We start from the raw sequence: 21839 nt of genomic DNA on the forward strand, positions 1-21839 counted from the left end.
GTTCCTGTTTGCAGAAAGGCGGCGTGGGCGGGTGTTGCCTGTCCTGTCTCGGGCGGGTATCGTGGGGGTGCGGCCCGACCTGGGATGACCATCCTTCGCCTTGGGTTGCCTGTCGGGGAGGGGCGGTTTTGCCCGGTCACGGGAGCGAAGAACGGCAAGGAGCCAGGAATGACGACGAACTCGCTGATTTCACGAACCCTGTCTGGCCAAGTGGGACTGCTGGCAGCCGATCCGGAAATGTCCATCGCCTTTTACGGCGGACTGGGCTTTGTTGCCACGCCCGAGCCGGGTGGGGCTGCCGGGCCGGGAACCTTGCTCCTGGGGGCCTTTGGCCAGTCCCTGCGCCTGATCCCGGCGGTCGGCCGGGGGCTGGCGCATCCCGAGGACGGACCGGCCCGCGGGCTGGTGCTGCGGCTGATGGTGGCTGACGTTGCGGCGGCGGACAGGGCCATCCGGTCCGCGTCCCCGGCCGGGAGCGACGGGACGCCCGGCACAGGGGTCGGGGGTGCGCCGCTGTATCGCGGGCCGGACGGCGAGCTGATTCTGCTTGAGGCGCGCGGGCTGCCGGGCCTCGAACGGGTCAGGCTGGTGGTCTATGATTTTGACGGGGTCATGACCGACAACCGCGTGTTCGTGGACCAGGACGGCCGCGAGAGCGTGGCCGCCAACCGCAGCGATGGACTGGGCGTGGGAATCATCCGCCGTCTTGGGGTGGACCAGTGCATCTTGAGCACCGAGACTAATCCGGTGGTCATGGCCAGGGCCGACAAGATCGGGCTTGCGGCCGAGGGCGGTGTGGCCGATAAGGCGGCTGCCCTGACGGCTCTGGCCCAGCGGCGCGGCGTCTCCCTGGCCGAGATCCTTTTTGTCGGCAATGATGTCAATGATGCCGGGGCCATGGCCCTGGCCGGGTTTTGCGTTGCCCCGGCCGACGCCCATCCGGCGGCGGCCGCCCTGGCCGGGTACGTCACCCTGGCCCGGGGCGGACGTGGCGTGATCCGGGAGCTTGCCGATCTGCTCGCCGCCTCCAGGGCCTGAATTCCGGGAGCGACATGCCTATGTCTTGTCCAGCGCTGGACATTCTTGCCGGTTTCAGCCTAATCACTTAAGAGACGCATCGGATTCCCGGTGCGCTGACCGACCTGGAGACGGCATGGAAACCGCGTCGTTCGAGAGCATTTGCATCTCCCACCTCATGGACGGGCTGTGCCATGGATTGTCCCATTTCTCTCCGCCGAGCCGGGCCGCCCTGATCTACGCCGTGGGCCCGGACTCGCCGCCGCGCATCTGCGATCCCCAGGGTCTGCTGGATGGACACGAGCCAAAGCTTCGGGATTATTACATCTACTCCAACGCATGGCGGGGTGCTGGCGTACCGGGCCGCCACCTGGAGACGATCGAGCCGGCAGAGGCGGGACTCGCCCTGGCCGGGACCATCGCCCTGGGGGCGCGCTCGACCCCCATTCACTATCAGATGTGGTTCACGGACGAGCATCCGGGCATGTGCTCGGTGGGCCCCACCCAGCGCTGGCTCGAGTACGCGGCAGGGCTCATGGCCCAGAATTTCGCCATCCGAGATGTCATGAGCCTTGAAACCACCGGGTTCGTGCTCCAGCACTGCGCCACCCATGCCGTGAGGGACCACATTGTGGACGAGCGCAGCCGCATGGGCTGGCTCGATACCCATGTGCGTATCTATCCCTTTCTCGATGCGGTGCTCGGCGTTTCCGGCACCCAGGAGGAGGGGGCGCGTCCCAGGGGGCGGCTGGTGGTGGTGGAGCCGAACCAGCTCGCGCAGGTGCGCTTCATCTGCCGTTTCCCGGCCCATGAGCAGCCCCTGCTGGGGGATCGCAAGCATGTGCGCAAGCTCCTTCAGGCCGTGGAGGACTCGGGCCGCGTGCTGGTTTCCGACGGCATCCGGCTGCTCGGCATCGCCATCGGCTCCCTGCCCGGAGCATACCTTTCCGCCCAGTTCTGCGGCACACACGGCTTCCTGTGGCTGCGCGACGAGATGGTATGCAGCTTCCAGGACGGCGGGTTCCGATCCTCCAACATGCGGGCCAACCTGGTCCACCTGGAAGAACTCCTGCTGGAGACCGACATGCCCATGGAGGACCAGCACACCCTGATGCAGATCGCCCAGCTCATGGTCAACCGGGTCCGCGACCGCAAGCACGGCTGCACCCTGGTCATCGATACCGGCATGGAGCGGCTGCACATGTCCGGCCAGCACCTGGAGCGGCCGCTTGACCTGCGGGACAGCGGGCAGCTCAAGCTGGCCTGCTCCCTGGCCAAGCTCGACGGGGCGCTCCACCTTGGGCGCGACCTGAAGCTGCACGGTTTCGCCTGCCTCATGGACGGCCGCGCCGTGCCGGGCGAGAACCGGGCCCGCGGAGCCCGCTACAACTCGGCCCTGCGCTTCACTGCCGAGCATGAGGACCTCCTTGTGGTCGTGGTGTCGTCGGATCGGCCCGTGTCCATCATCAAGGGCGGTATGGAGCTGACCACGGCCTGCCGGTTTCGCCAGCCCGGGGCCATGGCCCGACCGCCCCTGCTGGTGGAATGGATCATGAATTGACGGCGCAGGGCGCGACCTCCTTGGTGCCCGCGGCCGAGGCCTGGTTCTCGGACCCGGTGTTCTGGATTGCGGCGCTGCCCGCCCTGGCCGTCTCGGGCCTGCTGGTCCAGATGGTCGCCAGCCTGTTCACCTGCTGCGCCACCTTCCGGCTGCGCGGCCGGACCGTGCGGTTGCGCTGGTGGATGATCCCGGTCGCGGCCGCAGCCAGCATTGCGCTGTGGGGTGTTGCGGCAGTGCTGGCGGTTCAGGGCTGAAGACGGGGCTCGACGAAACCGTCATTGGCGGATATGGGAATGGTTCCCGAAGTTGCAACCCCTCAAGGTTTGGCATGGCGATACAGCGCGACATCCTCGGCATCGGCCGCAGGCCCGAGACGGACGAAGGCCCCAACGTCGAGGAATACAACCAGATAGACCCCCATATCCTGGCCTGCTTTCCGCCGGACCGCTACCCCGTGGACCTGTACCGCTGGCGTGAGGACATTCAGACCCTGAGGCCGGTCTACCGGGCCGGATGCGAGGTGGACCGGCGGCTGCGCGAGCGCGTGCTGGCCATGAGCGAGCAGGGTGCCCTCTTTTTTTCGCGCAACCAGATAGCGCAGTACGCGGCCTGTGTGGCCTGCCACCTCGACACCGCCCTGGAAGACCCCAACCTGACCTGGGACGAAAAGGCCCTGGTCTTTGTCGGCGAGCTGACGCGCAGGCAGGACGAGTTCTTTGGCAACCCCATGTCCCGCGAGCTGGAGAGCCTGACACGGGCCCTCTCCGACCTCTGTGTCCATCTCGTGGAGGACAGTCGCCGCATGAGCGTGGTTGCCCACCACCTGCACCGGGATCTGGCCCCGGAGCGCCGCCGCATCAACGGGTCGCTCATGGCTCTGGCCGTGTACCTGCATCTGCACCGGGGCGAGATTCTCCTTGAGGTGCTCGAAACCGTGGCCCTGGGTTTTTTTGTCTACGACATAGGCATGGTCCGGGTTTCGCCCATGATGATCGCCCGGCCCAACCAGCTCACTCCGAGGGAGCAGCGGGCCATGCGCGAACATCCCAGGCTCGGGCTCGACATCCTCTCGCGCCTCAACCTGACCCGGCCCGAAATCCGCGAGCCGGTCAGCCAGCATCACGAAAGGCTCAACGGCACCGGCTATCCCGGCGGCCTGTCGGGCGGCGCCATCGGACACCTGGGCCGTATCGCGGCCGTGGCCGACTCCTACAGCGCCATGGTCACGGGCAGGGCCATGCGCCAGGGGCTCGAGCCCATCCATGCCGCCGCCGAACTGGTCGGCAACGAACGGCACTACGATCAGACCGTCTGCCGCGCCCTGGTGCGCTTTCTCCAGACCGTTCCCTCCACCCTTGAGCCGTCCTGAACCGGACCCCGGACATTGGCCCCACAGGCGCGAACCGGCGCTGCAGGAGGCATTGTCATCATCCTGTCGCCAAAAATCGACCGGCGCGTCGAATGAGTGTCACAGGGGTGGTCGCGTCATGGGCGCGGGGCCGGGTAGTGTGCGCGAAAATGGCCCGGCATCGTGGCGGGCCGATAGAAGCGGGAGGGACCCATGCTCTGGTTCAGGCACGGAAAGTACACCCATGAATACGTGACGCGGCAGATGGCGGAAATCAACGACAGGGTCGGGCGCGAGACCCGCCGGATGGTCCTTGTGGCATCTGCCTCGGTGGCGCTCATGGTGGCGGTGCAGGCGGTCTGCCTGTACGACATTGCGGGGCGGTAACCCCGGGCTGGGCAACGAAAGGGGGGTCAGCGGGAGGCCAGCCGCCTGAGGAGCAGGTAGAGTCCGGCCAGACCGGCCACAGCCAGGGTGGCCATGCCCAGCCCGACGGGCAGGGCCTCGGCCGTCTCGTCTGGCCGGTCCACTTCGTTGAGCACCAGGGCGTTTTGCGGCAGATTGGCGGCCTGGACGCCGAAACGGGCCAGGGTGGCCATGTCGATCACGGGCCGTGGCGAGAGCGGCTCGGGGAGCATCTCGCGTACCGGCTCACCGGCCTGGGCGCGGAGTATGAGCCCGGCCAGGGCGTGTCCCAGGTCGCGGGCAGGAACGGTCACGACGCAGGCCACCCCCGCGCCCAGGTGGCGCTCGGTCAGGCCAAAGACCGGCCCGGCGCTACGGGCGGCGAACATGGCCACTGCCTCGGCCTCGTCCACGGGCTCGCCCTGGGCGTCGCTGGCAAAGCCGAGAAACAGCACCGCACCGCCGGAGGCGGGAACCCCGTGGGCAGCCCCCCGCAGCCCGGCCAGGGTCAGCCCCTGATCATCGCCCGGTTCGTGGCCGGGAAAGATCATTCCGGCGCGGGCCGTTTCGTATGCGTCAACCGTTTGGGCCTCTGTCATGGCCGCTTTGGCTGCCAGCATCCGTTGCGCCGCTTCCGCCGAGCCGTCCGCGATGCCCACCACCAGGCGGGTCCGGGGCCGCAGCCTGAAGAGAAGCTCCACTGTGGCGGCTACATCCTCAGCCTCGGCCAAGCCGGTGCAGTCGCCGCATTGGAGCAGATATTCCGGGGCAGGCGCAGACATGCCGCAATAAAAGACAGACGCTTGGGCGAACAGGTCCTCGCGGTACTTGCGCACAAAGGCAAAGGCGGATTCGCCGTCGGCCACCACGGCCACGGGCGAGTCGTCGCCCCAGGCCGTGCGCAGCGCCTCAAAGCGGGCGTGAAAGTGGTCGTCTCCGCGTTCGGGGGAGCCGAGGATCACGGCCATCACGGAGTCTGGATCGCCCAGCCCCAGGGCCAGGGCACTGCCCAGTTCGCGGGTGCGCCCATCGGGCGCATCCACGCCGTGGAGCAGGACCGCCGTGGGCCTGCCGCTCCCCTTGGTCGGGATGTCGGCCAGGGGCGCTTCCCGGCCCGCTGCGGGCCCGCTCGGGACCAGAAGCGCCAGGACCAGCCACGCGGTCAGCAGCCGCAGCCGTTGTTTGTGAGATCGGAAAGTCATTTTTTATACAATGACAGCTGGTTGCTGATTCGTCTCTTTCCGGAAACCTTCCGACTATCGTGGTTCGCGGTAGGCGCAGACCCGGTTCCGGCCCATGGCTTTTGCCTGATACATGGCTGAGTCTGCCGCATTGATGAGGCGGCCCGCGTCCCAGCCCGGCAGAGACTGGGCCACGCCGATGGAGACCGTGAACTGGAGCGGGGTTTCGGACAGGCGGCCATCGCTGCGGATGCGGAAGTCGTATCGCGCCACGTTCATGCGGATGGCCTCGGCCTTGACCACGGCCTTGTCCAGGTCCATGTTGCGCACGGCCACCACCAGCTCCTCGCCGCCGTAGCGTGCGGCGAATCCCTGGTACTGAACGGCGTGGTTCGTGATGATCCGGGCCAGGGCGTGGAGCACGTCGTCGCCTGCCTGATGGCCATGGGTGTCATTGACCCGTTTGAAGTGGTCCACGTCGATCAGCATCAGCGAGACCGGGCCGGACTGGCCCCTGGCATGGGCAAGCACTGCAGCCTGGACGTGGGCGTCCAGGGCGCGGCGGTTGTGCAGCTCGGTGAGCAGGGGATCGAAGTTGGCCGTGTGCTCCAGCATTCGGGCGCGTTCGGCCAGCTCGCGGGCCTCCTCGCGAAATTCCACGATCAGCTCCTGAAACAGGCCGCGCACCCTGGCTACGATATGCGCCCGGTCCTTGCTCGACTGGATGACTCCCACCGTGTTTTCCCTGAAGGCGTCGAGCCTGCGGTTCTGCCGTTCGCCGTGGCCCTGCATGGAGTTGATGATGGAGTTCATCTCATTGACCAGCTCGGTGGCCGAGCGCTTTTCCTGGGCCAGCGCCTCCTCAAGCTCCAGGGCGCCGATGGTCTGCATGACGTACATGTCGAGCATGGCCACCATCTCGTCGAGGTGTTCCTGGGAGAAGTCCCCCCGGGCCAGCCCGGCCAGCACTTCGCGCTGAATCTCGGCCTTTTTTTCGTCGGAGTAGATGGACAGTCTGGGCAGCAGATTGCGCACGAACAGGACCACGGCCACCCAGTCCGGGTCTTTGATGCCGAAATGGGAGAGCACTTCCTCAAGCTCGGCCATGGTCGTGCACCGCCTCTTGAGGGTCATGCGGCCTCCTGGGGTGACAGGCGAGGGGCTTGGGTCCGGAGTTTTTCAGCCATGCCCGAAGCATAGGGCAGATGTCGCCGCAAGGCAAAGGGAAAAGGCGGCCGGCCCCGGCCTAAAGCATGTCCGCCCCGCTCAAGACGGCCACGAAGCGCCGAAAGACATCCATGTCCACGCTGTCGCGCATCTGCTGGCGGATGAGGGTCAGGGCCTCGTAGGGGGGCATGGCGTCGGCGTAGGGGCGGGCCGTGGTCAGGGCGTCGTAGATGTCGGCCATGGAGATGATGCGAACGGGCAGGGGGATGTGTTCTTGCCTGAGCCCGGCCGGATAGCCTGTGCCGTCGAGTTTTTCATGATGAAAGAGGATGCAGTTGATGGTGTTCTGGGTCATGGGCAGGTGGGAGCACATGGAGACCCCGTGCACCGGGTGTTCCTTGATCACCTCGCGCTCGGTCTGGGTCAGGGCGCCGCGCTTGTTCAGGATGCGGCGGGGAACCCTGGCCTTGCCGATGTCGTGCAGCAGGGCGCCCAGGCCGCACTCGAAGGTGTCGGCGTCGCTCATTCCCGTGGCCTGGAACACGGCCACCGAGTAGATGAACACGTGCATGCAGTGGGTGTACGTCTTGTAATCGTGGGAGATGAAGGGCGCCACGGCGGCCAGGGACTTGTCAGAGGCCAGAAAACGGATGGAGCTGCGCACGATGTCGGTGACGCGGTCGAAGTGTCTGGCCCGGACGCCGCCTGGCAGCTTGTGGTCGAAGATGTCCTGCATGACCACGTTGGACGCCTCGTAGAAGACCTGGGAGCGGACCTCGACGGGCAGGGTTTCGTCCATGAGGATGCTGCCCAGATTGCGCTCGATGTAAAGCTCGTACTGTGGTTTTTCCGAGCTTTGGACATAGACCTCGCGCACTCCGTTGTCGTGGAGCACCTTGCGGTGGCGGGGAGTGAATTTCTGGCCCGAGGCGGTGTAGAGGACAAAGTCCCCTCCCTGCCAGAGGTAGACGGAAAAATCCCCCAGCGCCTCCGGGAAGAGCATCACCGGGGAGACGGGGAAGTAGGATACCGGCCGGGCGGCGCGGGTGTTCAGTCCCATTGGCGGGAAAATATCCCAGGAGCCAGGGAAACGCCAGCGAAAATTCTCAAGAAATTCTAGAGGGCGCTTCCGGGTCCGGGTCGGATGCGCAAAGGACGATGTGACGGCCCGGCCGTTGGCGGCGCGGGGCATTGATTCAGCCCAGCGGGCTGTCCGGGCAGGCTCGTCCAGCGGGGTGGATGCGCCCGTGTTCGTGGTTGGGCATGAGGCCGGGCAGGGCGCGAGTGTTCATTCCGCCGGGAAGAGCCTGGCCAGGACAGCCTCCAGTTCGTTGCGTTCCACGGGCTTGGCGATGTAGTCGTCCATGCCGCCCTCAAGGAAGATTTCCCGGTCGCCCGCCATGGCGTGGGCCGTGATGGCGATGATGGGGATGGCCGGGTTCATTGTCGAGCCCGGCCCGGCCTCGCGGATGCGGCGGGTGGCCTGAACCCCGTTCATGCCGGGCATCTGGATGTCCATGAAGACCGCGTCAAAGGATTCGCGTTCAAGAAGGGCCAGGGCCTCCTCGCCGTTGTTGGCGGTGGCGGCCTCATGCCCCATGGAGGTCAGCATTCGGGCCGCCATGAGCTGGTTGACGCGGTTGTCTTCCACCACGAGCAGGCGCAGGCCGGTGCGGCCGGGCCGCGGGCCGCGGGGCGTCATGTCGGCTGCCGACTCCGGGACGATCACGCCGGACGCGGCATCGAACCCGATGGCCACATGCACGGTGGTCCCGCGATCTTGCTCGCTCTCGATGCACATGGCCCCTCCCAACAGGCCCACCAGCCGCTTGACGATGCCAAGGCCGAGCCCGGCCCCCTGGTGGCGGCGGACGTAGGAGCCGTCCACCTGGGTGAAGGGCTCGAAAATGTGGCCCACCTTGTCGTCCGGTATGCCTATGCCGGTGTCGGTGATGCTGAAGAGCAAACGGGTCCGGTTGTTTCTCGGGTCCGGCCCCAGGGGGTTGACCTTGATGGTCACCGCTCCCTGGTCCGTGAACTTGATGGCGTTGCCCACCAGGTTGAAAAGGATCTGGCGCAGACGGCTCTTGCCGCCGGTCAGGTGCTCCGGGATGCCGGGCCAGAGCTTGAGGTCCAGGGCCAGCCCCTTGTCCCTGGCCTCGCCCCTGAATGTGGTCAACACGTCGTCAAGCAGCGGGGAGAGATCGAACTCCTCGGTGATCACCTCCAGCTTGCCTGCCTCGATCTTGGAGAAGTCGAGGATGTCGTTGATGATGGCCAGCAGGCTGCGGCCCGAGGCCAGGGCCGTGTCCACGTAGTCGCGCTGGACCTCGTCGAGGTCCGTGGTCTGGGCGAGCTGGAGCATGCCGAGCACCCCGTTGAGGGGCGTACGGATCTCGTGGCTCATGTTGGCCAGAAATTCGCTCTTGGAGCGGCTGGCGGCCTCTGCCAGCTCCTTGGCCCTGAGCAGATCGCGCTCGTTGGCCTTGCGTTCGATGGCCAGGGCCACCTGTTCGGAGACCGAGGTGAGCAAGTTCACGTCGCGGGCGGTGTAGCGGTAGGGGTCGGAGTATGACTGAACGGCCATGACGCCCACCACCTCGCCCTTGATCTTCAGCGGCACGCCAAGCCACACGGCCGAAGGAGTTCCCACCGTGCCGTTGACGCCGCATCCGCGGGCCGCCAGGAAGTCGGCGCGCACCACCCTGTCCACGGGATGCAGACCGGGGTCGCCCGGTCCGGGTACATCGACGAAGGCCAGCTCCCGGCTTGTCACCAGCAGCGGTCTGCCGGTGCGGACCACCTCTGCGGTGAAGCTGCACGAGAGCCCTTCGGCGAGGTCGATGCTCTTGCCCTTGAGATCGTCCTTTTCATCCTCGATGTAGGGAAATTCAAGCCGGGTGCGGTCCTTGTCGAGCAGTGCGATGAAGAAGTTGGCTGCCTCGATGTTGTCGTCAAGAATGGCGTGGATGCGCTGGTAGAGCTCCTCCAGGTCCGAGGTGGTGCTGACAGCGGCCGAGATGCGGTAGAGCATGGTGGCCACGGTCTCGTTGTATTGGCGGGTGGTGATGTCGCGGGTCACGGTGGCCACGTGGGTCACATCGTGGCCCTCGCCCCAGTATGGGTACATGGTCACCTCGTAAAACCGGCGTCCCGAAACCGGAAAGGAGAACCACTCGCGATAGATGACGCTTTTGCCCGTGAAGCACTCCTCGAGCCTGGGCCGGATGGCTCGCTCAAAGACCTCGGTGCCCCATAGTTCGGCTACGGGATGGCCGATGATTCCGCCCTCGGGCTTGCCGTGATGGTCCAGGTATGCCTCGTTGGCCGCCTCGAAGACGAAGCGCCTGTTGATCAGGGTCATCATGTCCTGGGAGGCGCTGGCTATGAATTGGAACTTGCGCAGCGATTCCTCCAGGTCCTTGCGGGCGGTCACGTCCCAGAAGGCGATGAAGGCCGCCGGTCGGCCGTCGAGGTCCATGAGCACGGCCGACACCTGGGTCCAGAAGCGACCGCCGTCGGCGCGGACCATCTGCACCTCGACGTTGTCGAGCCGCCCTTCGCGCTGGATGCGTCCGAAAAGCTCCTGCCGCACGGTTTCCTCGGCGTAGAACCCCCGGGTGGGCATGCCCTGTGCCGCGATGCGGTCCACGCCGAAAAGCTCGGCTCCCCGTGTATTGCAGAACAGGGTCTGGCCTCGGGAGATGTCCACCACGATGATGGGCAGGGGCGAGGTCTCGATGATGGTGCGCAGGCGCTGCTCGCTTCGCTGCAACCGCCTGGAGACCTCCTTTTGCCGGGAGATGTCCGTGAACACGCCGACAATGCCGCCCGGAGAGCCATCCTGGTTGCAGAAGACCGCCTTGCGGATGAGGATGTCGCGTTCCACGCCGCCGACCCGGGTGGTCTGCTCGAATTCCTGGAGGCCGCCCGAGGCGAGCAGCTCGCGATCCTTCTGGATGAAGGTGGGGCTTTCCTCGGGCGGGGCGAATTCCTCTATGCGGCGGCCAAGCACCTGCTCGCAGGTCATGCCCGCGAACTCCTCCCACGCCTTGTTGCAGCCCATGTAGCGGCCCTCGGCGTCCTTGTAGAAAATCTGGTTGGGCACGGCGTCGATGATGGTCTGGAGAAAGGCGAGCTGGTTGCCCAGGGCCTGCTGGGTGCGCTGGTGGTCGGCGATCTCAAGATCGAGCCGGGCGCGTTGGGCCGCCAGATAGGCGGCGCGTTCCAGCCCCTTGAACAGCGCCTGATCCAGCTCGGCCAGCACGTCCCCGTCCTTGACCACGAAATCCCACGCGCCCCGGCGCACGGCCCTCACCGCAGTCTCGATGCCGCTCGCCCCGGAGACCACGATGAGCGGTGCGGCATCGGTGCGGTCGGCCATGTCGGCCAACACGGCAAGGCCGTCCATGTCGGGCAGGTTGAGGTCGATGAGGGCGGCCGCAAAGCGTTCGGCCGCAAAGGCTTCCAGCCCGGACCGCCCGCTCTCCGCAAGATGGACGTGGAACCCCCGGCCTTCCAGGTGCCGGGCCATCAGCCGTCCGAATTCGGGACAGTCCTCTATGATCAGGATGCGCTTGGGCTTCACGCGTTTCTCCTTGAGGTGCTTCTCTTTCATCCTATACGGCATTGCCGGAAAAAGATGAAGCCGAAGCCGCATAAGACGGCTTCGGGCCGATGCGGCCCGGACATTGTGTCCGGTCTGGGTTTGCGGTACAGAGGGGGGCGCCCTTCACATTATTTTTTTGGAGACACCCCATGCGAACGCTCCTTGCCTCCCTGGTTATCGCCGTCGTTCTGCTCGCCGCCACCGCCCACGCCCAGCCCCTCGTCTTTGTGGGCGATGTTGATTTTGCCCCCTATTCCATGCTCACCGAGGGCCGCCCGGCAGGCATAGACGTGGAGGTGCTGGCCGAGGCCGCCCGGCGGGCGGGCATTGAGATCGCCATCAAGCTGCGTCCATGGGACGAGGTGGTACGCATGCTCGAGACCGGCGAATGCGCCGGGGGGTTCGCCCTGTTCCGGGGAGAGGGGCGCAGCCGGTACGTCCGGTTTCTGGACGCTGTGCCCATCCACACCAGCGACTTCGTGCTTTTCACCATGGTGGGCGGCCGTTTTTCCTTCCGCTCCTTCGACGACCTGGCGGATAGGACCGTGGCCCGGGTCGGGGGCATGTCCCTGGGCGACGAGTTCGACGCTGCGGTGGGCGCGGGCGTCGTGACCGTGCGCGACTATCCTGACCAGGCCGCCGCCCTGGCCGCGCTCATTGCCGGAGACGTGGACGCCTACGCGGGCAACATCGACGTTACCTACGCCCGGCTCAAGGACATGGGCATGACCAGCTCCATCGTCTATCTGCCGCGAAAGCTCGTTTCCCAGAAGCCCGCCTATGCGGTCCTGTCCCTGGCTGCCGCCCTGCCGGAAAGGGAAGAAATGGCCCAGCGGCTTGAGCGGGCCATGGATCAGATGCGCCGGGACGGCACCTACAGGAGCATCGCCCACCGCTATCTGCTGCGCTTCTAGCGGGGCGGCTCAAGCGTTTTCCACGGGCAGGGTGAAGATGAATTCGCTGCCCCGGCCCGGCTCGCTCTCCACCCAGAGGTGACCCCGGTGGTCCTCAACGATCTGTTTGCAGATGGGCAGCCCCAGCCCCGTGCCTCTGGGGCGGTCGGTCAGGCTCTCCTGCCCCTGGGTGAACTTGTCGAAGATGATCCCCTGCCTGGCCGGGGCAATGCCCGTGCCCGTGTCCGCAACGCTGACCCGCAGGTGCTCGCCCACCAGCTTCGCCCGGCAGGCGACGCTGCCTTGATCGGTGAACTTGGCTGCGTTGGAGAAGAGGTTGACCATCACCTGAATGAGGCGGTGGCGGTCGCCACGGACCCGCGGCAGCTCCTTGTCCACCTCGTTGAGAAACAGAACGTCCGTGCCAGCGAACAGGGCCGAGGACGAGTCCATGGCAGGGCGCAGGAATTCCGCCGGATCAAGGGGTTCCATGCGGTATTCCACCTTGTTTGCCTCCAGCTTGGCCAGATCGAGAACGTCGTTGATCAGCGAGGTGAGGCGTTCGCCTTCTGCCTCGATGATGTCGATGTTCCTGACGATGCGATCCATTTCTCTTCCCAGCCTGGGGTCAAGACTCTTGTCCACGGCCGGGAAGACCCGTTCGCCGAGCTTCTTGCGGATGATCTTGGCAAATCCGATGATGGAGGTGAGCGGCGTACGCAGCTCGTGGGAGACGATGGACAGGAATTCGGTCTTGGCCTTGTTGGCCCGGGCCAGTTCCCGGGTCCGCTCGCGTACGCGGATTTCCAGCTCGTCGTGACTCCTGCGCAACGCCTCCTCGCCGCGTTTGCGTTCGGAGATGTCGCGGGCCACGATGATCGCCTGACGGGCCTCGCCCTGCTCCACGATGCGCAGGGTCATCTCCACGGGCACTGGCGGCCTGTCGGGCGATCCGGGATGGCTGAGTTCGGTTTCAAGGCTCAGGGTTTCGGTGGTGAGGTGGAACAGGTTGTCCGCGAAGCGGGCGATGTGTTCGGGCAGCAGCGGGGCGAAGGGGCGCCCCACAACGGCCTCCCGTCCGCAGCCGAGCATGGCCGGGGTGGCGCCGGACACATCGTCCACCAGCCCGGTTTCGGCGTTCACCACGAAAATGGCGTCGCTGACGCGGTCGAGCAGGGCGCGGAAGCGTTCCAGCTCGTCCAGGCGGGTCTTGAGTTCGGGGTAGTAGCTTTTGCTGATGGACCTTCTGCCCAGGCCGATCAGCTTTTCCCGCTCGCCGCCCGGGTCGGGGGAGGGCTTGTCAGCACGCCTTTTCATAGATGGCGATGACCTCTTCGACCGTGGGTTGGCGCGGGTTGGTGAGCATGCAGGCGTCGGCCAGGGCGTTTTGGGCCAGCAGGGGCAGATCCTCGGCGGTCATGCCCAGCTCGCAGAGGGTCTGGGTGACGCCCGCCGCCCGCTTGAGCTCCCGGATGGCCCCCAGGACTCCCTGCCTGACGGTCTCCTGGTCGGCCGTGGCCGGGATGTCGGCACCCAGGGCGAGGCCCAGGTCGCGGTAGCGCCGGGGCGCGGCTGCGAGGTTGTAGTCGGCCACATGGTCAAGGAGGATGGCGTTGCACAGGCCGTGGGGCAGGTCGAGCAGACCGCCCAGGCTGTGGGCCATGGCGTGGACCGCGCCCAGAATGGCGTTGGAAAAGGCGAGCCCCGCGTAGGTTGAGGCGAGCATCATGCCGGTACGCGCCTCCAGGTCGTCCGGGGCCTCGATGGCCCGCAGCAGGTGGAGGTGGATCAGGCGCACCGCCTCCAGGGCGTTGAGGTCGGTGAAGGCCGAACTGGCGTTGGAAACATAGGCCTCCATGGCATGGGTCAGGGCGTCGAGTCCGGTATGGGCCGTGAGGTGCCTGTCCATGGTCACGGTCAGGGCCGGGTCGATCAGGGCAACGTCCGGGATCATTGTTTTGGAGACGATGGCGATCTTCACCTTGCGGCCGGTGTCGTTGACGATGCAGAACTGGGAGATGTCGGCGGCCGTGCCTGCGGTGGTGGGGATGCAGATCAGCGGCGGCCCGGGCCGCTCCACATTGTCCACTCCCTCGAAGTCGAGCACATGGAGGTCATTGGTGCAGACGATGCCGATGGCCTTGGCGCAGTCCATGGGGCTGCCTCCGCCCACGGCCACGATGGCGTCGCACCCCTCGCGCCGGTAGAGGTTGGCGCCGGTCATGATTTCGTCGTCGCGGGGGTTTGCCGAGACCTCGGAGAAAATGGTGCAGGCCACGCCCTCGGCCCGCAGGCTGTCGGCGATCCGGCCGGGCAGACCGAAACGGTCCACTCCTGGGTCGGATACGATGAGGGCCTTCTTGACCGAAAGATTGGCAGCGAACTGCCCCGCCAGAGCACCCGCCCCGGCACCGAAGACAAACTCCGGGGCCACGAATTTTCTCAACGCCGCGTGGTTGTCGGACATGCCGTTCTCCCTGTTGCCGGGCGCAGTTGTGCAGCGGGTGCCGCACCCTTCCCTCCATGGCGACATGGTCAAGCATAGCCCATGCGGAGCGTGGTGTAAAATCCGTTGTGCTTTTGCGGGGAGAGCCCGTTACCGCAGATGCCCGTCCATGTGCCCGAGCAGGCGGGCCAGGCTCTTTTCCAGATCGGCCAGGGCGAGGCCCGGACCGTCGCCTTTGCGGCAGGCTCGCCTGAGGGCTGCGGCGGTCCGGGCGGCCTCACGCGCTTCCAGCGTGGTGCAGATAGACTCCACGACGCGGGCCAGCCCTGCTGCGGCAACCGCGTCGTCCGATTCCACGGCACGGCGCAGGTCGTCGGTCAGGGCGGTCAGTTCGGCGGCGGCGGTGCCGAGGAACCCTTGGAGTATGTCTTGGTCCACGGCCAGGCGCTCCATGGCCCTGGCCGGGCTCCACGCTTCGTCCGGTGTTTGTTCCGGGGGTTCGTTCCGGCCCTGTTCCGCGTCTGCGGGGCGTACCTCCGTCCGGCCCGGTTCGCGTCCGGGGGCGGCTCGGGTGCCCGATTCCGGCCGGGATGGCATCCGGGCCGAGAGCCGGTTGATGATCACGGCCAGTTGGTGGAAGTCCACGGGCTTTGAGACATAGTCGTCCATGCCCGCCTCAAGGCTTTTGTCGCGGAATTCCTTGAGGGCGTGGGCCGTGACCCCGATGATGGGGATGTCCGGGTTGCCGATGGGGCCGTCGGGCAGGGCCGAGCGGATGGCCCGGGTGGCGGAGATGCCGTCGAGGACCGGCATTTCGATGTCCATGAGCACGAGGTCGAAGGTTTCCCGACGCAGCCGCTCGAGGACTTCGAGCCCGGTTTTGGCCACGGCGTGGGTGTGGCCCATCTCCCCGAGCCGCAGGGTGGTGACCAGGATGTTGACCTCGTTGTCCTCGGCCACCAGGATGTGCAGGGGGCGAAGGGGCGGCGGGGGAGGCTTTGGCGCACTCTCGCCCGGCCTGGGGCAGGCCAGTCCGGGCTCGAGGCGGATGAAGAACGAGAAGGTGCTGCCCTGGCCCACGGCGCTGGTCACGGAGATTTCCCCGCTCATGAGTCCGATGAGCTGTCGGCAGATGGCAAGCCCGAGCCCTGTGCCGCCAAAGGCCCGGGTGGTCTGGGAAAAGCTCTGGAAAATGGAGTCCATGAAGCTTGCGGGGATGCCGATGCCCGTGTCGGCTATCTCGAAGCGCACCCCCACGGTGCGCGGATCGGCCGGGTCCGGTTCCCTGGAGTCTGGGGCCACGCGCACGCGCACCGAGCCCTTGTGGGTGAACTTGATGGCATTGCCCACAAGGTTCATGAGCACCTGACGCAGGGACAGGGGGTCTCCCTTGACGCAGACCGGCACGTCCGGGGCCAGCTCCAGGGCGAAGTCGAGCCCTTTTTGCCTTGCCTGCATCTCAAGGCCCTTGAGGGTGGCGGCCACATGGGAGGGCAGGTCGAAATCGGTGCGTTCAAGGCTGAGTTTTCTGGCTTCGATTTTCGAGAGGTCGAGGATGTCGTTGATGATGCCCAGCAGGTGCCGGGCCGAGTCCATGACTGTTCCGAGGTAATCGCGCTGTTCGCTGGTCAGGTGGGTCTGCAGGGTGATGTCTGTCATGCCCACGATGGCGTTCATGGGGGTTCTGATCTCGTGGCTCATGGCCGCCAGGAATTCGCTCTTGGCCCGGTTGGCGGCCTCGGCGTCCTCTCGGGCCCGCATGATCTCGTCCTGGGCGCGACGCTGGGCGGTGATGTCGTCCCAGGCCCAGATGACGCCCTTGTCCAGGCTGTCCTGGTCCACGGCCTTGGCGTACATGCGGCACCAGACCGTATTGCCCTTGCTGTCGAGAAAGGGTTGTTCGGCATTGAATTCGCCCTGTTGCGACAGGGTGTCCCGGGCCGTGCGCACGAAGTCGACAGTATCCGCCGAGTCGAGCAGCCCGGTCAGGTCGCAGCCCGCCAGCTCTTCGGGTGTGCGCCCGAATATCCCGGCCCCGCGCCGGTTGATGGTCACCAGGGTCCGGCCCTTGGACATGGCGATGCCCATGAGCGAGTTCTCGAAGATGGCCTCGAACTTGGAAAGGGACTGGCGGATGCGGTTTTCCGATTCCTTGCGCACCGTGATGTCCCGGACGTTGGCCAGGATAGCCTCGCCGCCGTGGAATACGATGCGGTTCAGGTAGACCTCCACGTCGAACTCGTTGCCGTCGTGCGGGCGGCGCGCCTTCCATTCGAAGTTCTGGGGTTCGCCGTTTATGGCCTGCCGCCAGACCGAGGAGAGCCGATAGACCGCGTTGTCCCGGCTTGAGATGTCGCGGGCGATGGAGAGGTCGTGGATTTCGTCGCGGGCCAGGCCGTACATCTTGAGCATCCGCTCGTTGGCCTCCAGAATGCGGCCGGTGGCGTCGTGGATAAAGATGGCATCGTGGGAGGCGTCAAAGACCGTGCGCAGCGCCTCGAGGGTTTCCTTGACCTCTCCGGTGCGTTCGCGCACCCGCTCCTCCAGGGATTGGTGCGCCCGTCTCAACGCCGTTTCGGCCTTTCTTCGGCGAATGATGTTGAAGCAAAGGGCGAAGATGATCAGCATCTGGAGAAAGGTGAACACAGCACCCAGCCAGAACAGATCGGAATGCTCGGAATAAAAGGAGCGCGGCCGGTTGACGATCTCGCTGGCGTCGGGGAGCGCGTCCATGCGGACGCGGTGTTTTCTGAGCTGCTCGTAGTCGAACATGGGTCGGGCCGAACTTTCGCGGATGACCGGAATGTCGCTGGGGTGGCGTCCGGCCAGGACGTGCAGCGCCATCTGGGCCATGGCCTGCCCCTGGGCGTGGCCCGAAGTGAGCATGCCGCCCACGATGCCGTGGCCCAGGTCGAAGTCGTAGAGGCCGTAGATGGGCACGTTGACCCGGTCGGCGAGGGCGCGCAGCACCTCGCCCGTGTCGTGGAACCGGCCGTCGGGCGAGCGGAAGTAGACGCCGTAGAGCGCCAGCGAGTTTCTTGGCAGCCGGGAGGCGCTCTCGAGCAGTTTTTCCAGGGTGGAGCCCCCGACGGCATGCAGGGCAACCTCGGGCGCAAAGGTGGCCAGATCGGCGCGGATGGCCCTGGCCACGGCCCGGCCAGAGGGGGTGTCGTCGCAGACGACATGGACCGAGCCGACGCCCGGATGCTGGTTCAGCGCCCACCACAGTGTGCCCCGGATGTCGAGGGTCTCGGCCACGCCCGTGAACAGGGGATGGTCCGCGATCTGTGCGTCCTCAAAGAAGTTGACCCCGCAGAAGACCACCGGCACGTCGGGAAAGAGCGTTCTGTGGTGGCCGCGGATGAAGTCAAAGGCGTTGTTGTCCGTGACCATGATCAGGTCGAGAGGGGTGCCCCGGTATTTGTGGGCGATCACGTCGTGCAGTTGCTGGGCCGAGTGGTCGGTGAACTCGACCCGCTTGGTGTCCATGTTCTCCACATGCAGGATGATACCCGTTTCCTTGGGCCTGAGCACCTCCGTCAGTCCGCGGAAGATGCTCTCGTTCCATTGGAAGTTCTGATGATAGGAGTTGAGCAGCAGGATCTGCTTGCGCTTGGCCTGGGCATCGGCCGCCCGGGCGTGCCCGGCCAGGAGCAGGAGGAAGGCCAGGGCGGCGAAGAAGAGGTGAAGGACGCGGTTCATGGGGACCATCCGGTGTCGTGGTTGGACAATCCCTATCAAATGCGGGGCGCGAAAGGAAGGGTGCGCCGGGAATCCCGGTCGGGCATGGCCTTTGGGACGGATGTTATATTTTCTGACTGTTTTTGACTCAAGTCATACTATTGTGGTCTGATTGCCGGTACTCCTGGAGTCATCGTCTGAACCTATCAGCAAACCAAGGAGGCTGACATGTTTTGTTACCAGTGCGAACAGACCGCCAAAGGCGGCTGCACCAAGGCCGGCGTCTGTGGCAAGGCCGACAGCACCGCCACCCTGCAGGATCTTCTGCTGCACCTGACCAAGGGGCTTTCCCAGGTGGCCATCGCCGCCCGCAAGGAGGGCGTGACCGATGCCAGGGTCAACCGTTTCGTTGCCGAGGCGGTCTTCTCCACCCTGACCAACGTCAACTTCGACGACGCCCGCTTCGTGACGCTGATCAAGGAATGCGTGGCCCTGCGCGAGGCGCTCAAGGCCCGGGTGCCCGGCGCGGCCTTTGACGGCCCGGCCGTGATCCAGCCTGCCGCCGACCTGGACGGCCTCGTGGCCCAGGGCAGGCAGTACGGTGTCGAAAACGATCCCGAGACCGACCCGGACCTTCGTTCCCTCAAGCACACCTTGACCTACGGCCTCAAGGGCGTGGCCGCCTATGTCGATCATGCCGCCATTCTCGGCCAGGAAGACGAGAAGGTCCACGCCTCCCTGCAGGAGCTGCTGGTGGCCACCCTGTCCACGGACCTGACCCTGGCCCAGTGCGTGGAAGCCGCCCTGGAGTGCGGGCGGGTCAACATCCGGGCCATGGAGCTGCTCGATGCGGCCAACACCACCACCTACGGCCATCCCGAGCCCACCGAGGTCCGGCTCGGCGCCACCAGGGGCAAGGCCATCCTCGTTTCCGGCCACGATCTCAAGGATCTGGCCACCTTGCTCAGGCAGACCGAGGGCAAGGGCATCAACGTCTACACCCACGGTGAGATGCTGCCCTGTACCGCGTATCCCGAGTTGAAGAAATACAAGCATCTGGCCGGTCACTACGGCACGGCCTGGCAGAATCAGAAAAAGGAATTTGCCGAGTTTCCGGGCGCCATCCTGATGACCACCAACTGCATCCAGAAGCCCACCACCTATCTTGAGAACATCTTCACCACCGGCCTGGTGGGCTGGCCCGGCGCGGTCCACGTCCCCAATGGCGACTTCACCCCGGTCATCGAGAAGGCCCTGTCCATGGACGGGTTCCCGGCTGACACGGACAAGGGTACGGTCATGACCGGCTTTGCCCGCAACGCGGTCATGTCCGTGGCCGATACGGTCATCGGGGCGGTCAAGTCCGGCGATATCCGCCACTTCTTCCTGGTGGGCGGCTGCGACGGCGCCAAGCCCGGCCGCAACTACTACACCGAGTTCGTCGAAAAGGCTCCCAAGGACACCGTGATCCTGACCCTGGCCTGCGGCAAGTTCCGCTTTTTCGACAAGAAGCTGGGCGACATCGGCGGCATCCCGCGTCTGCTCGACGTGGGCCAGTGCAACGACGCCTATTCCGCGGTGCAGATCGCCCTGGCCCTTGCCAAGGCCTTTGACTGCGGCGTCAACGATCTGCCGCTGTCCCTGGTCCTCTCCTGGTACGAGCAAAAGGCCGTGGCCATCCTTCTTTCCCTGCTCGCCCTCGGCATCAGGGACATCCGTCTCGGCCCCAGCCTCCCGGCCTTCATCACCCCCAACGTGCTCAGCTACCTGGTGGAGAACTACAACATCGCCCCCATCTCCACTCCAGACGAAGACCTCAAGGCCATCCTCGGCTAGACGCGCACCGACTTCCTCCGGTCGCGCTTCCGCCTCCCGGCCGGCTCTTGCCGACCGGGAGGTTTTTGTTTTCGACAACGGTCCGGCGGTCGAAAGGCGCGTGCCGCCCCGGGCTCAGGGGGTGAGGACGCGGCCGACCGCAACGAGGTAGAGCAGGGCGTGCCCTTGGGGCAGGTCGAGGAGGGTGGCGGCCTCCTGGTCAAAGAAAGCGCCGATGCCGCATACGCCCATCCGTTTGGCCGTGGCCCCGAGGCAGGTCATCTGCCCCAGTCGGCCCGCCTCCAGGTGGGCATAGCGGTAGGCGCGGGGGCCGCAGTGACGCGCCAGCCCGTCCAGGTCGGCGGTCAGTGTCAGATGCAGGGCGGCGTTTTCAAGCCACCCCTGGTCGAGGCAGACCCGGGCGGAACGGGACAGAAAAAGTCCTGGAGCGTCCAGGGACACGGCCGGAGGCGTCTGGTGCAGGGTGTGGCGTCCCGGTGTCAGGCCGCTCTCGGCTCCGGTCAGCAGGCCGATGGTCGTCACTCCGGCGCAGTCGGGTTCCGGGGGGCGGCCGAGGAGGCCGAGGATGTCGATCAGGTCGCGGGCGGCCACTTGCCTTGGCACAAAGTCGCGCCTGGAGCGCCGGGCCATGATGGTGGAGGCCGCCGATGCCGGGACCACGGGCTCGGGCAGGGGGGCGAATTCCCCTTCGGGGCCGGGGCGGCGGGGCAGCGGGCAGCGGGCGAAGCTGGCCGTGGCCCTGTGGGCGTCGAGCAGCTCCGGCGGCGCATCCGGCCTGGGAGCGCACCGGCTGTGGCCCGGCAGGTCCGTCAGGGTGGGCCGGGGCGGGTCGGCCCAGGGCGTGGTTCTGTCGCAGCCCAGGGCATGGACCATGGCCAGACATCCTTCCAGGTGCGGGGCCACGCCGAGCATGGCGTTGGCCGCGTCGTCGTCGAAATCATAGTCAGGGCGGCCCACGAGGCCGTGCATGGCCGTGGCCAGGAGCAGATTCTGGACCAGGTGCCCGGCGTCGAGCAGGCAGTAGCGGTAGGCCCGCGGGCCGTACTTCCATGCGCTGCGGAAAAAAATGGAGGAGACCAGGAACCGGGCCATGGGGCCATCCCCTGCTCGGGCAAAGGGCTGCCCGGCCCGCAGCCTGCCCAGATGGTGGGTCAGAGGAGAGTAGTGATACACTCCGTCATCGATTCCGATGACATCCTGTACGGCAACATAGAGTTCGGAGGGATAGAGCGCCCCGGCAGAGGGTGCGGTGCGCAGGTGGAAGACCCGGCCGCTTGGCAGGGTGTGCGCCTGGCTGATGCCTGCGGCCAGTCCGCAGCAGGCCAGGAGCTTGGCGGGCAGGTCTGCCGGGTTTTGTGCGGGCTGGTTTTGCGCGGCGCGGTCCAGGGGCACGTCCGGGGTCTCGGCCTCGGCCACGCGGGCCACGGGCGCGTCGGCATACCGCTTGAAGGGGGCGGGCCGGTTCTCCTGAAAGGGAACCCGCCCGGTGATGTGGCCGCGCCGGTGCGCGGTGAGCGCGTGATATTCCGCTATGGATGCCATGGCTGCCCTGCCGTTAGCGTGAGAGATGCCCCACCCTAGCACACCGGCACGGGTTGGCAACCCCTGCCCCCGGGGGCGTCCTGGCAAGCCGTCGCTGCGTGGGCCAAGCGCATTGATTTTTCACGCGTCATGGGCGATAGAAGGCTATGCAGC

Annotated in this window: 15 protein-coding genes; 7 read left to right on the forward strand and 8 right to left on the reverse strand. The window is 66.1% G+C overall.

Annotated features, from left to right (window positions below):
- The first annotated feature begins 168 nt into the window (after nucleotides 1-168).
- The 5 genes from GKC30_RS08315 (at nucleotide 169) to GKC30_RS08335 (ending at nucleotide 4313) form a co-directional block, all read left to right on the forward strand.
- Complete coding sequence (locus GKC30_RS08315; protein ID WP_231117089.1) at nucleotides 169-1038, forward strand: KdsC family phosphatase; 870 nt, start codon at nucleotides 169-171, stop codon at nucleotides 1036-1038.
- Between the two features lie 115 nt (nucleotides 1039-1153).
- On the forward strand, nucleotides 1154-2578 hold the full coding sequence (locus GKC30_RS08320) for a DNA integrity scanning protein DisA nucleotide-binding domain protein (RefSeq protein ID WP_155933954.1): 1425 nt from the start codon (nucleotides 1154-1156) through the stop codon (nucleotides 2576-2578).
- Nucleotides 2563-2832 (forward strand): competence protein ComEC, encoded by a 270-nt coding sequence (locus GKC30_RS08325; RefSeq protein ID WP_231117090.1) that lies wholly within the window; start codon nucleotides 2563-2565, stop codon nucleotides 2830-2832. The genes GKC30_RS08320 and GKC30_RS08325 overlap by 16 nt, the downstream gene beginning before the upstream one ends.
- Nucleotides 2833-2906: 74 nt before the next feature.
- Complete coding sequence (locus GKC30_RS08330; RefSeq protein ID WP_155933956.1) at nucleotides 2907-3947, forward strand: HD-GYP domain-containing protein; 1041 nt, start codon at nucleotides 2907-2909, stop codon at nucleotides 3945-3947.
- 192 nt (nucleotides 3948-4139) lie between these two features.
- Nucleotides 4140-4313: a hypothetical protein gene (locus GKC30_RS08335; protein ID WP_155933958.1), complete on the forward strand. Its 174-nt coding sequence runs from the start codon at nucleotides 4140-4142 to the stop codon at nucleotides 4311-4313.
- A 26-nt stretch (nucleotides 4314-4339) separates the two neighbouring features.
- Here the strand turns inward: GKC30_RS08335 and GKC30_RS08340 are convergent, their stop codons facing one another.
- The 4 genes from GKC30_RS08340 to GKC30_RS08355 all read right to left on the reverse strand — a co-directional run bounded on the left by GKC30_RS08340 (nucleotide 4340) and on the right by GKC30_RS08355 (nucleotide 11267).
- Nucleotides 4340-5533 carry a hypothetical protein gene (locus GKC30_RS08340; RefSeq protein WP_155933960.1) on the reverse strand — a complete coding sequence of 398 codons (1194 nt, stop codon included), beginning with the start codon at nucleotides 5531-5533 and terminating at the stop codon, nucleotides 4340-4342.
- A 54-nt stretch (nucleotides 5534-5587) separates the two neighbouring features.
- On the reverse strand, nucleotides 5588-6646 hold the full coding sequence (locus GKC30_RS08345; RefSeq protein ID WP_155933962.1) for a GGDEF domain-containing protein: 1059 nt from the start codon (nucleotides 6644-6646) through the stop codon (nucleotides 5588-5590).
- A gap of 112 nt (nucleotides 6647-6758) precedes the next feature.
- Nucleotides 6759-7739 carry an HD-GYP domain-containing protein gene (locus GKC30_RS08350; RefSeq protein ID WP_155933964.1) on the reverse strand — a complete coding sequence of 327 codons (981 nt, stop codon included), beginning with the start codon at nucleotides 7737-7739 and terminating at the stop codon, nucleotides 6759-6761.
- A 228-nt stretch (nucleotides 7740-7967) separates the two neighbouring features.
- Nucleotides 7968-11267: a response regulator gene (locus GKC30_RS08355; RefSeq protein WP_196772842.1), complete on the reverse strand. Its 3300-nt coding sequence runs from the start codon at nucleotides 11265-11267 to the stop codon at nucleotides 7968-7970.
- Nucleotides 11268-11437: 170 nt separating this feature from the next.
- Between GKC30_RS08355 and GKC30_RS08360 the strand changes: the two genes are divergently transcribed.
- Nucleotides 11438-12202 (forward strand): substrate-binding periplasmic protein, encoded by a 765-nt coding sequence (locus tag GKC30_RS08360; protein WP_155933968.1) that lies wholly within the window; start codon nucleotides 11438-11440, stop codon nucleotides 12200-12202.
- Between the two features lie 9 nt (nucleotides 12203-12211).
- On the opposite strand, the gene GKC30_RS08365 is transcribed toward GKC30_RS08360, so the two are convergent.
- From GKC30_RS08365 to GKC30_RS08375, 3 genes are all read right to left on the reverse strand, one after another.
- On the reverse strand, nucleotides 12212-13498 hold the full coding sequence (locus GKC30_RS08365) for a PAS domain-containing sensor histidine kinase (RefSeq protein ID WP_155933970.1): 1287 nt from the start codon (nucleotides 13496-13498) through the stop codon (nucleotides 12212-12214).
- Nucleotides 13482-14648 carry an alcohol dehydrogenase-like regulatory protein ErcA gene (gene ercA, locus GKC30_RS08370; RefSeq protein ID WP_155933972.1) on the reverse strand — a complete coding sequence of 389 codons (1167 nt, stop codon included), beginning with the start codon at nucleotides 14646-14648 and terminating at the stop codon, nucleotides 13482-13484. Before ercA ends, GKC30_RS08365 begins: the two co-directional genes overlap by 17 nt.
- 129 nt (nucleotides 14649-14777) lie before the next feature.
- A complete protein-coding gene (locus GKC30_RS08375; RefSeq protein ID WP_155933974.1) occupies nucleotides 14778-18329 on the reverse strand; it encodes a PAS domain S-box protein in 3552 nt (1183 codons plus the stop codon).
- Nucleotides 18330-18536: 207 nt separating this feature from the next.
- Between GKC30_RS08375 and hcp the strand changes: the two genes are divergently transcribed.
- Nucleotides 18537-20144, forward strand: coding sequence for a hydroxylamine reductase (gene hcp, locus GKC30_RS08380; protein ID WP_155933976.1), 1608 nt, complete (start codon nucleotides 18537-18539; stop codon nucleotides 20142-20144).
- Nucleotides 20145-20258: 114 nt separating this feature from the next.
- Here the strand turns inward: hcp and GKC30_RS08385 are convergent, their stop codons facing one another.
- Complete coding sequence (locus tag GKC30_RS08385) at nucleotides 20259-21686, reverse strand: SagB family peptide dehydrogenase (RefSeq protein ID WP_155933978.1); 1428 nt, start codon at nucleotides 21684-21686, stop codon at nucleotides 20259-20261.
- Nucleotides 21687-21839: the final 153 nt, after the last annotated feature.

Source organism: Pseudodesulfovibrio alkaliphilus (assembly GCF_009729555.1).
Taxonomy (GTDB): Bacteria; Desulfobacterota; Desulfovibrionia; order Desulfovibrionales; family Desulfovibrionaceae; genus Pseudodesulfovibrio; species Pseudodesulfovibrio alkaliphilus.

Coding starts and splice junctions, on each gene's coding strand:
- GKC30_RS08315 (WP_231117089.1), top strand. CDS start 169: ATGACGACGAACTCGCTGATTTCACGAACCCTGTCTGGCCAAGTGGGA.
- GKC30_RS08320 (WP_155933954.1), top strand. CDS start 1,154: ATGGAAACCGCGTCGTTCGAGAGCATTTGCATCTCCCACCTCATGGAC.
- GKC30_RS08325 (WP_231117090.1), top strand. CDS start 2,563: ATGGATCATGAATTGACGGCGCAGGGCGCGACCTCCTTGGTGCCCGCG.
- GKC30_RS08330 (WP_155933956.1), top strand. CDS start 2,907: ATGGCGATACAGCGCGACATCCTCGGCATCGGCCGCAGGCCCGAGACG.
- GKC30_RS08335 (WP_155933958.1), top strand. CDS start 4,140: ATGCTCTGGTTCAGGCACGGAAAGTACACCCATGAATACGTGACGCGG.
- GKC30_RS08340 (WP_155933960.1), bottom strand. CDS start 5,533: ATGACTTTCCGATCTCACAAACAACGGCTGCGGCTGCTGACCGCGTGG.
- GKC30_RS08345 (WP_155933962.1), bottom strand. CDS start 6,646: ATGACCCTCAAGAGGCGGTGCACGACCATGGCCGAGCTTGAGGAAGTG.
- GKC30_RS08350 (WP_155933964.1), bottom strand. CDS start 7,739: ATGGGACTGAACACCCGCGCCGCCCGGCCGGTATCCTACTTCCCCGTC.
- GKC30_RS08360 (WP_155933968.1), top strand. CDS start 11,438: ATGCGAACGCTCCTTGCCTCCCTGGTTATCGCCGTCGTTCTGCTCGCC.
- GKC30_RS08365 (WP_155933970.1), bottom strand. CDS start 13,498: ATGAAAAGGCGTGCTGACAAGCCCTCCCCCGACCCGGGCGGCGAGCGG.
- ercA (WP_155933972.1), bottom strand. CDS start 14,648: ATGTCCGACAACCACGCGGCGTTGAGAAAATTCGTGGCCCCGGAGTTT.
- GKC30_RS08375 (WP_155933974.1), bottom strand. CDS start 18,329: ATGAACCGCGTCCTTCACCTCTTCTTCGCCGCCCTGGCCTTCCTCCTG.
- hcp (WP_155933976.1), top strand. CDS start 18,537: ATGTTTTGTTACCAGTGCGAACAGACCGCCAAAGGCGGCTGCACCAAG.
- GKC30_RS08385 (WP_155933978.1), bottom strand. CDS start 21,686: ATGGCATCCATAGCGGAATATCACGCGCTCACCGCGCACCGGCGCGGC.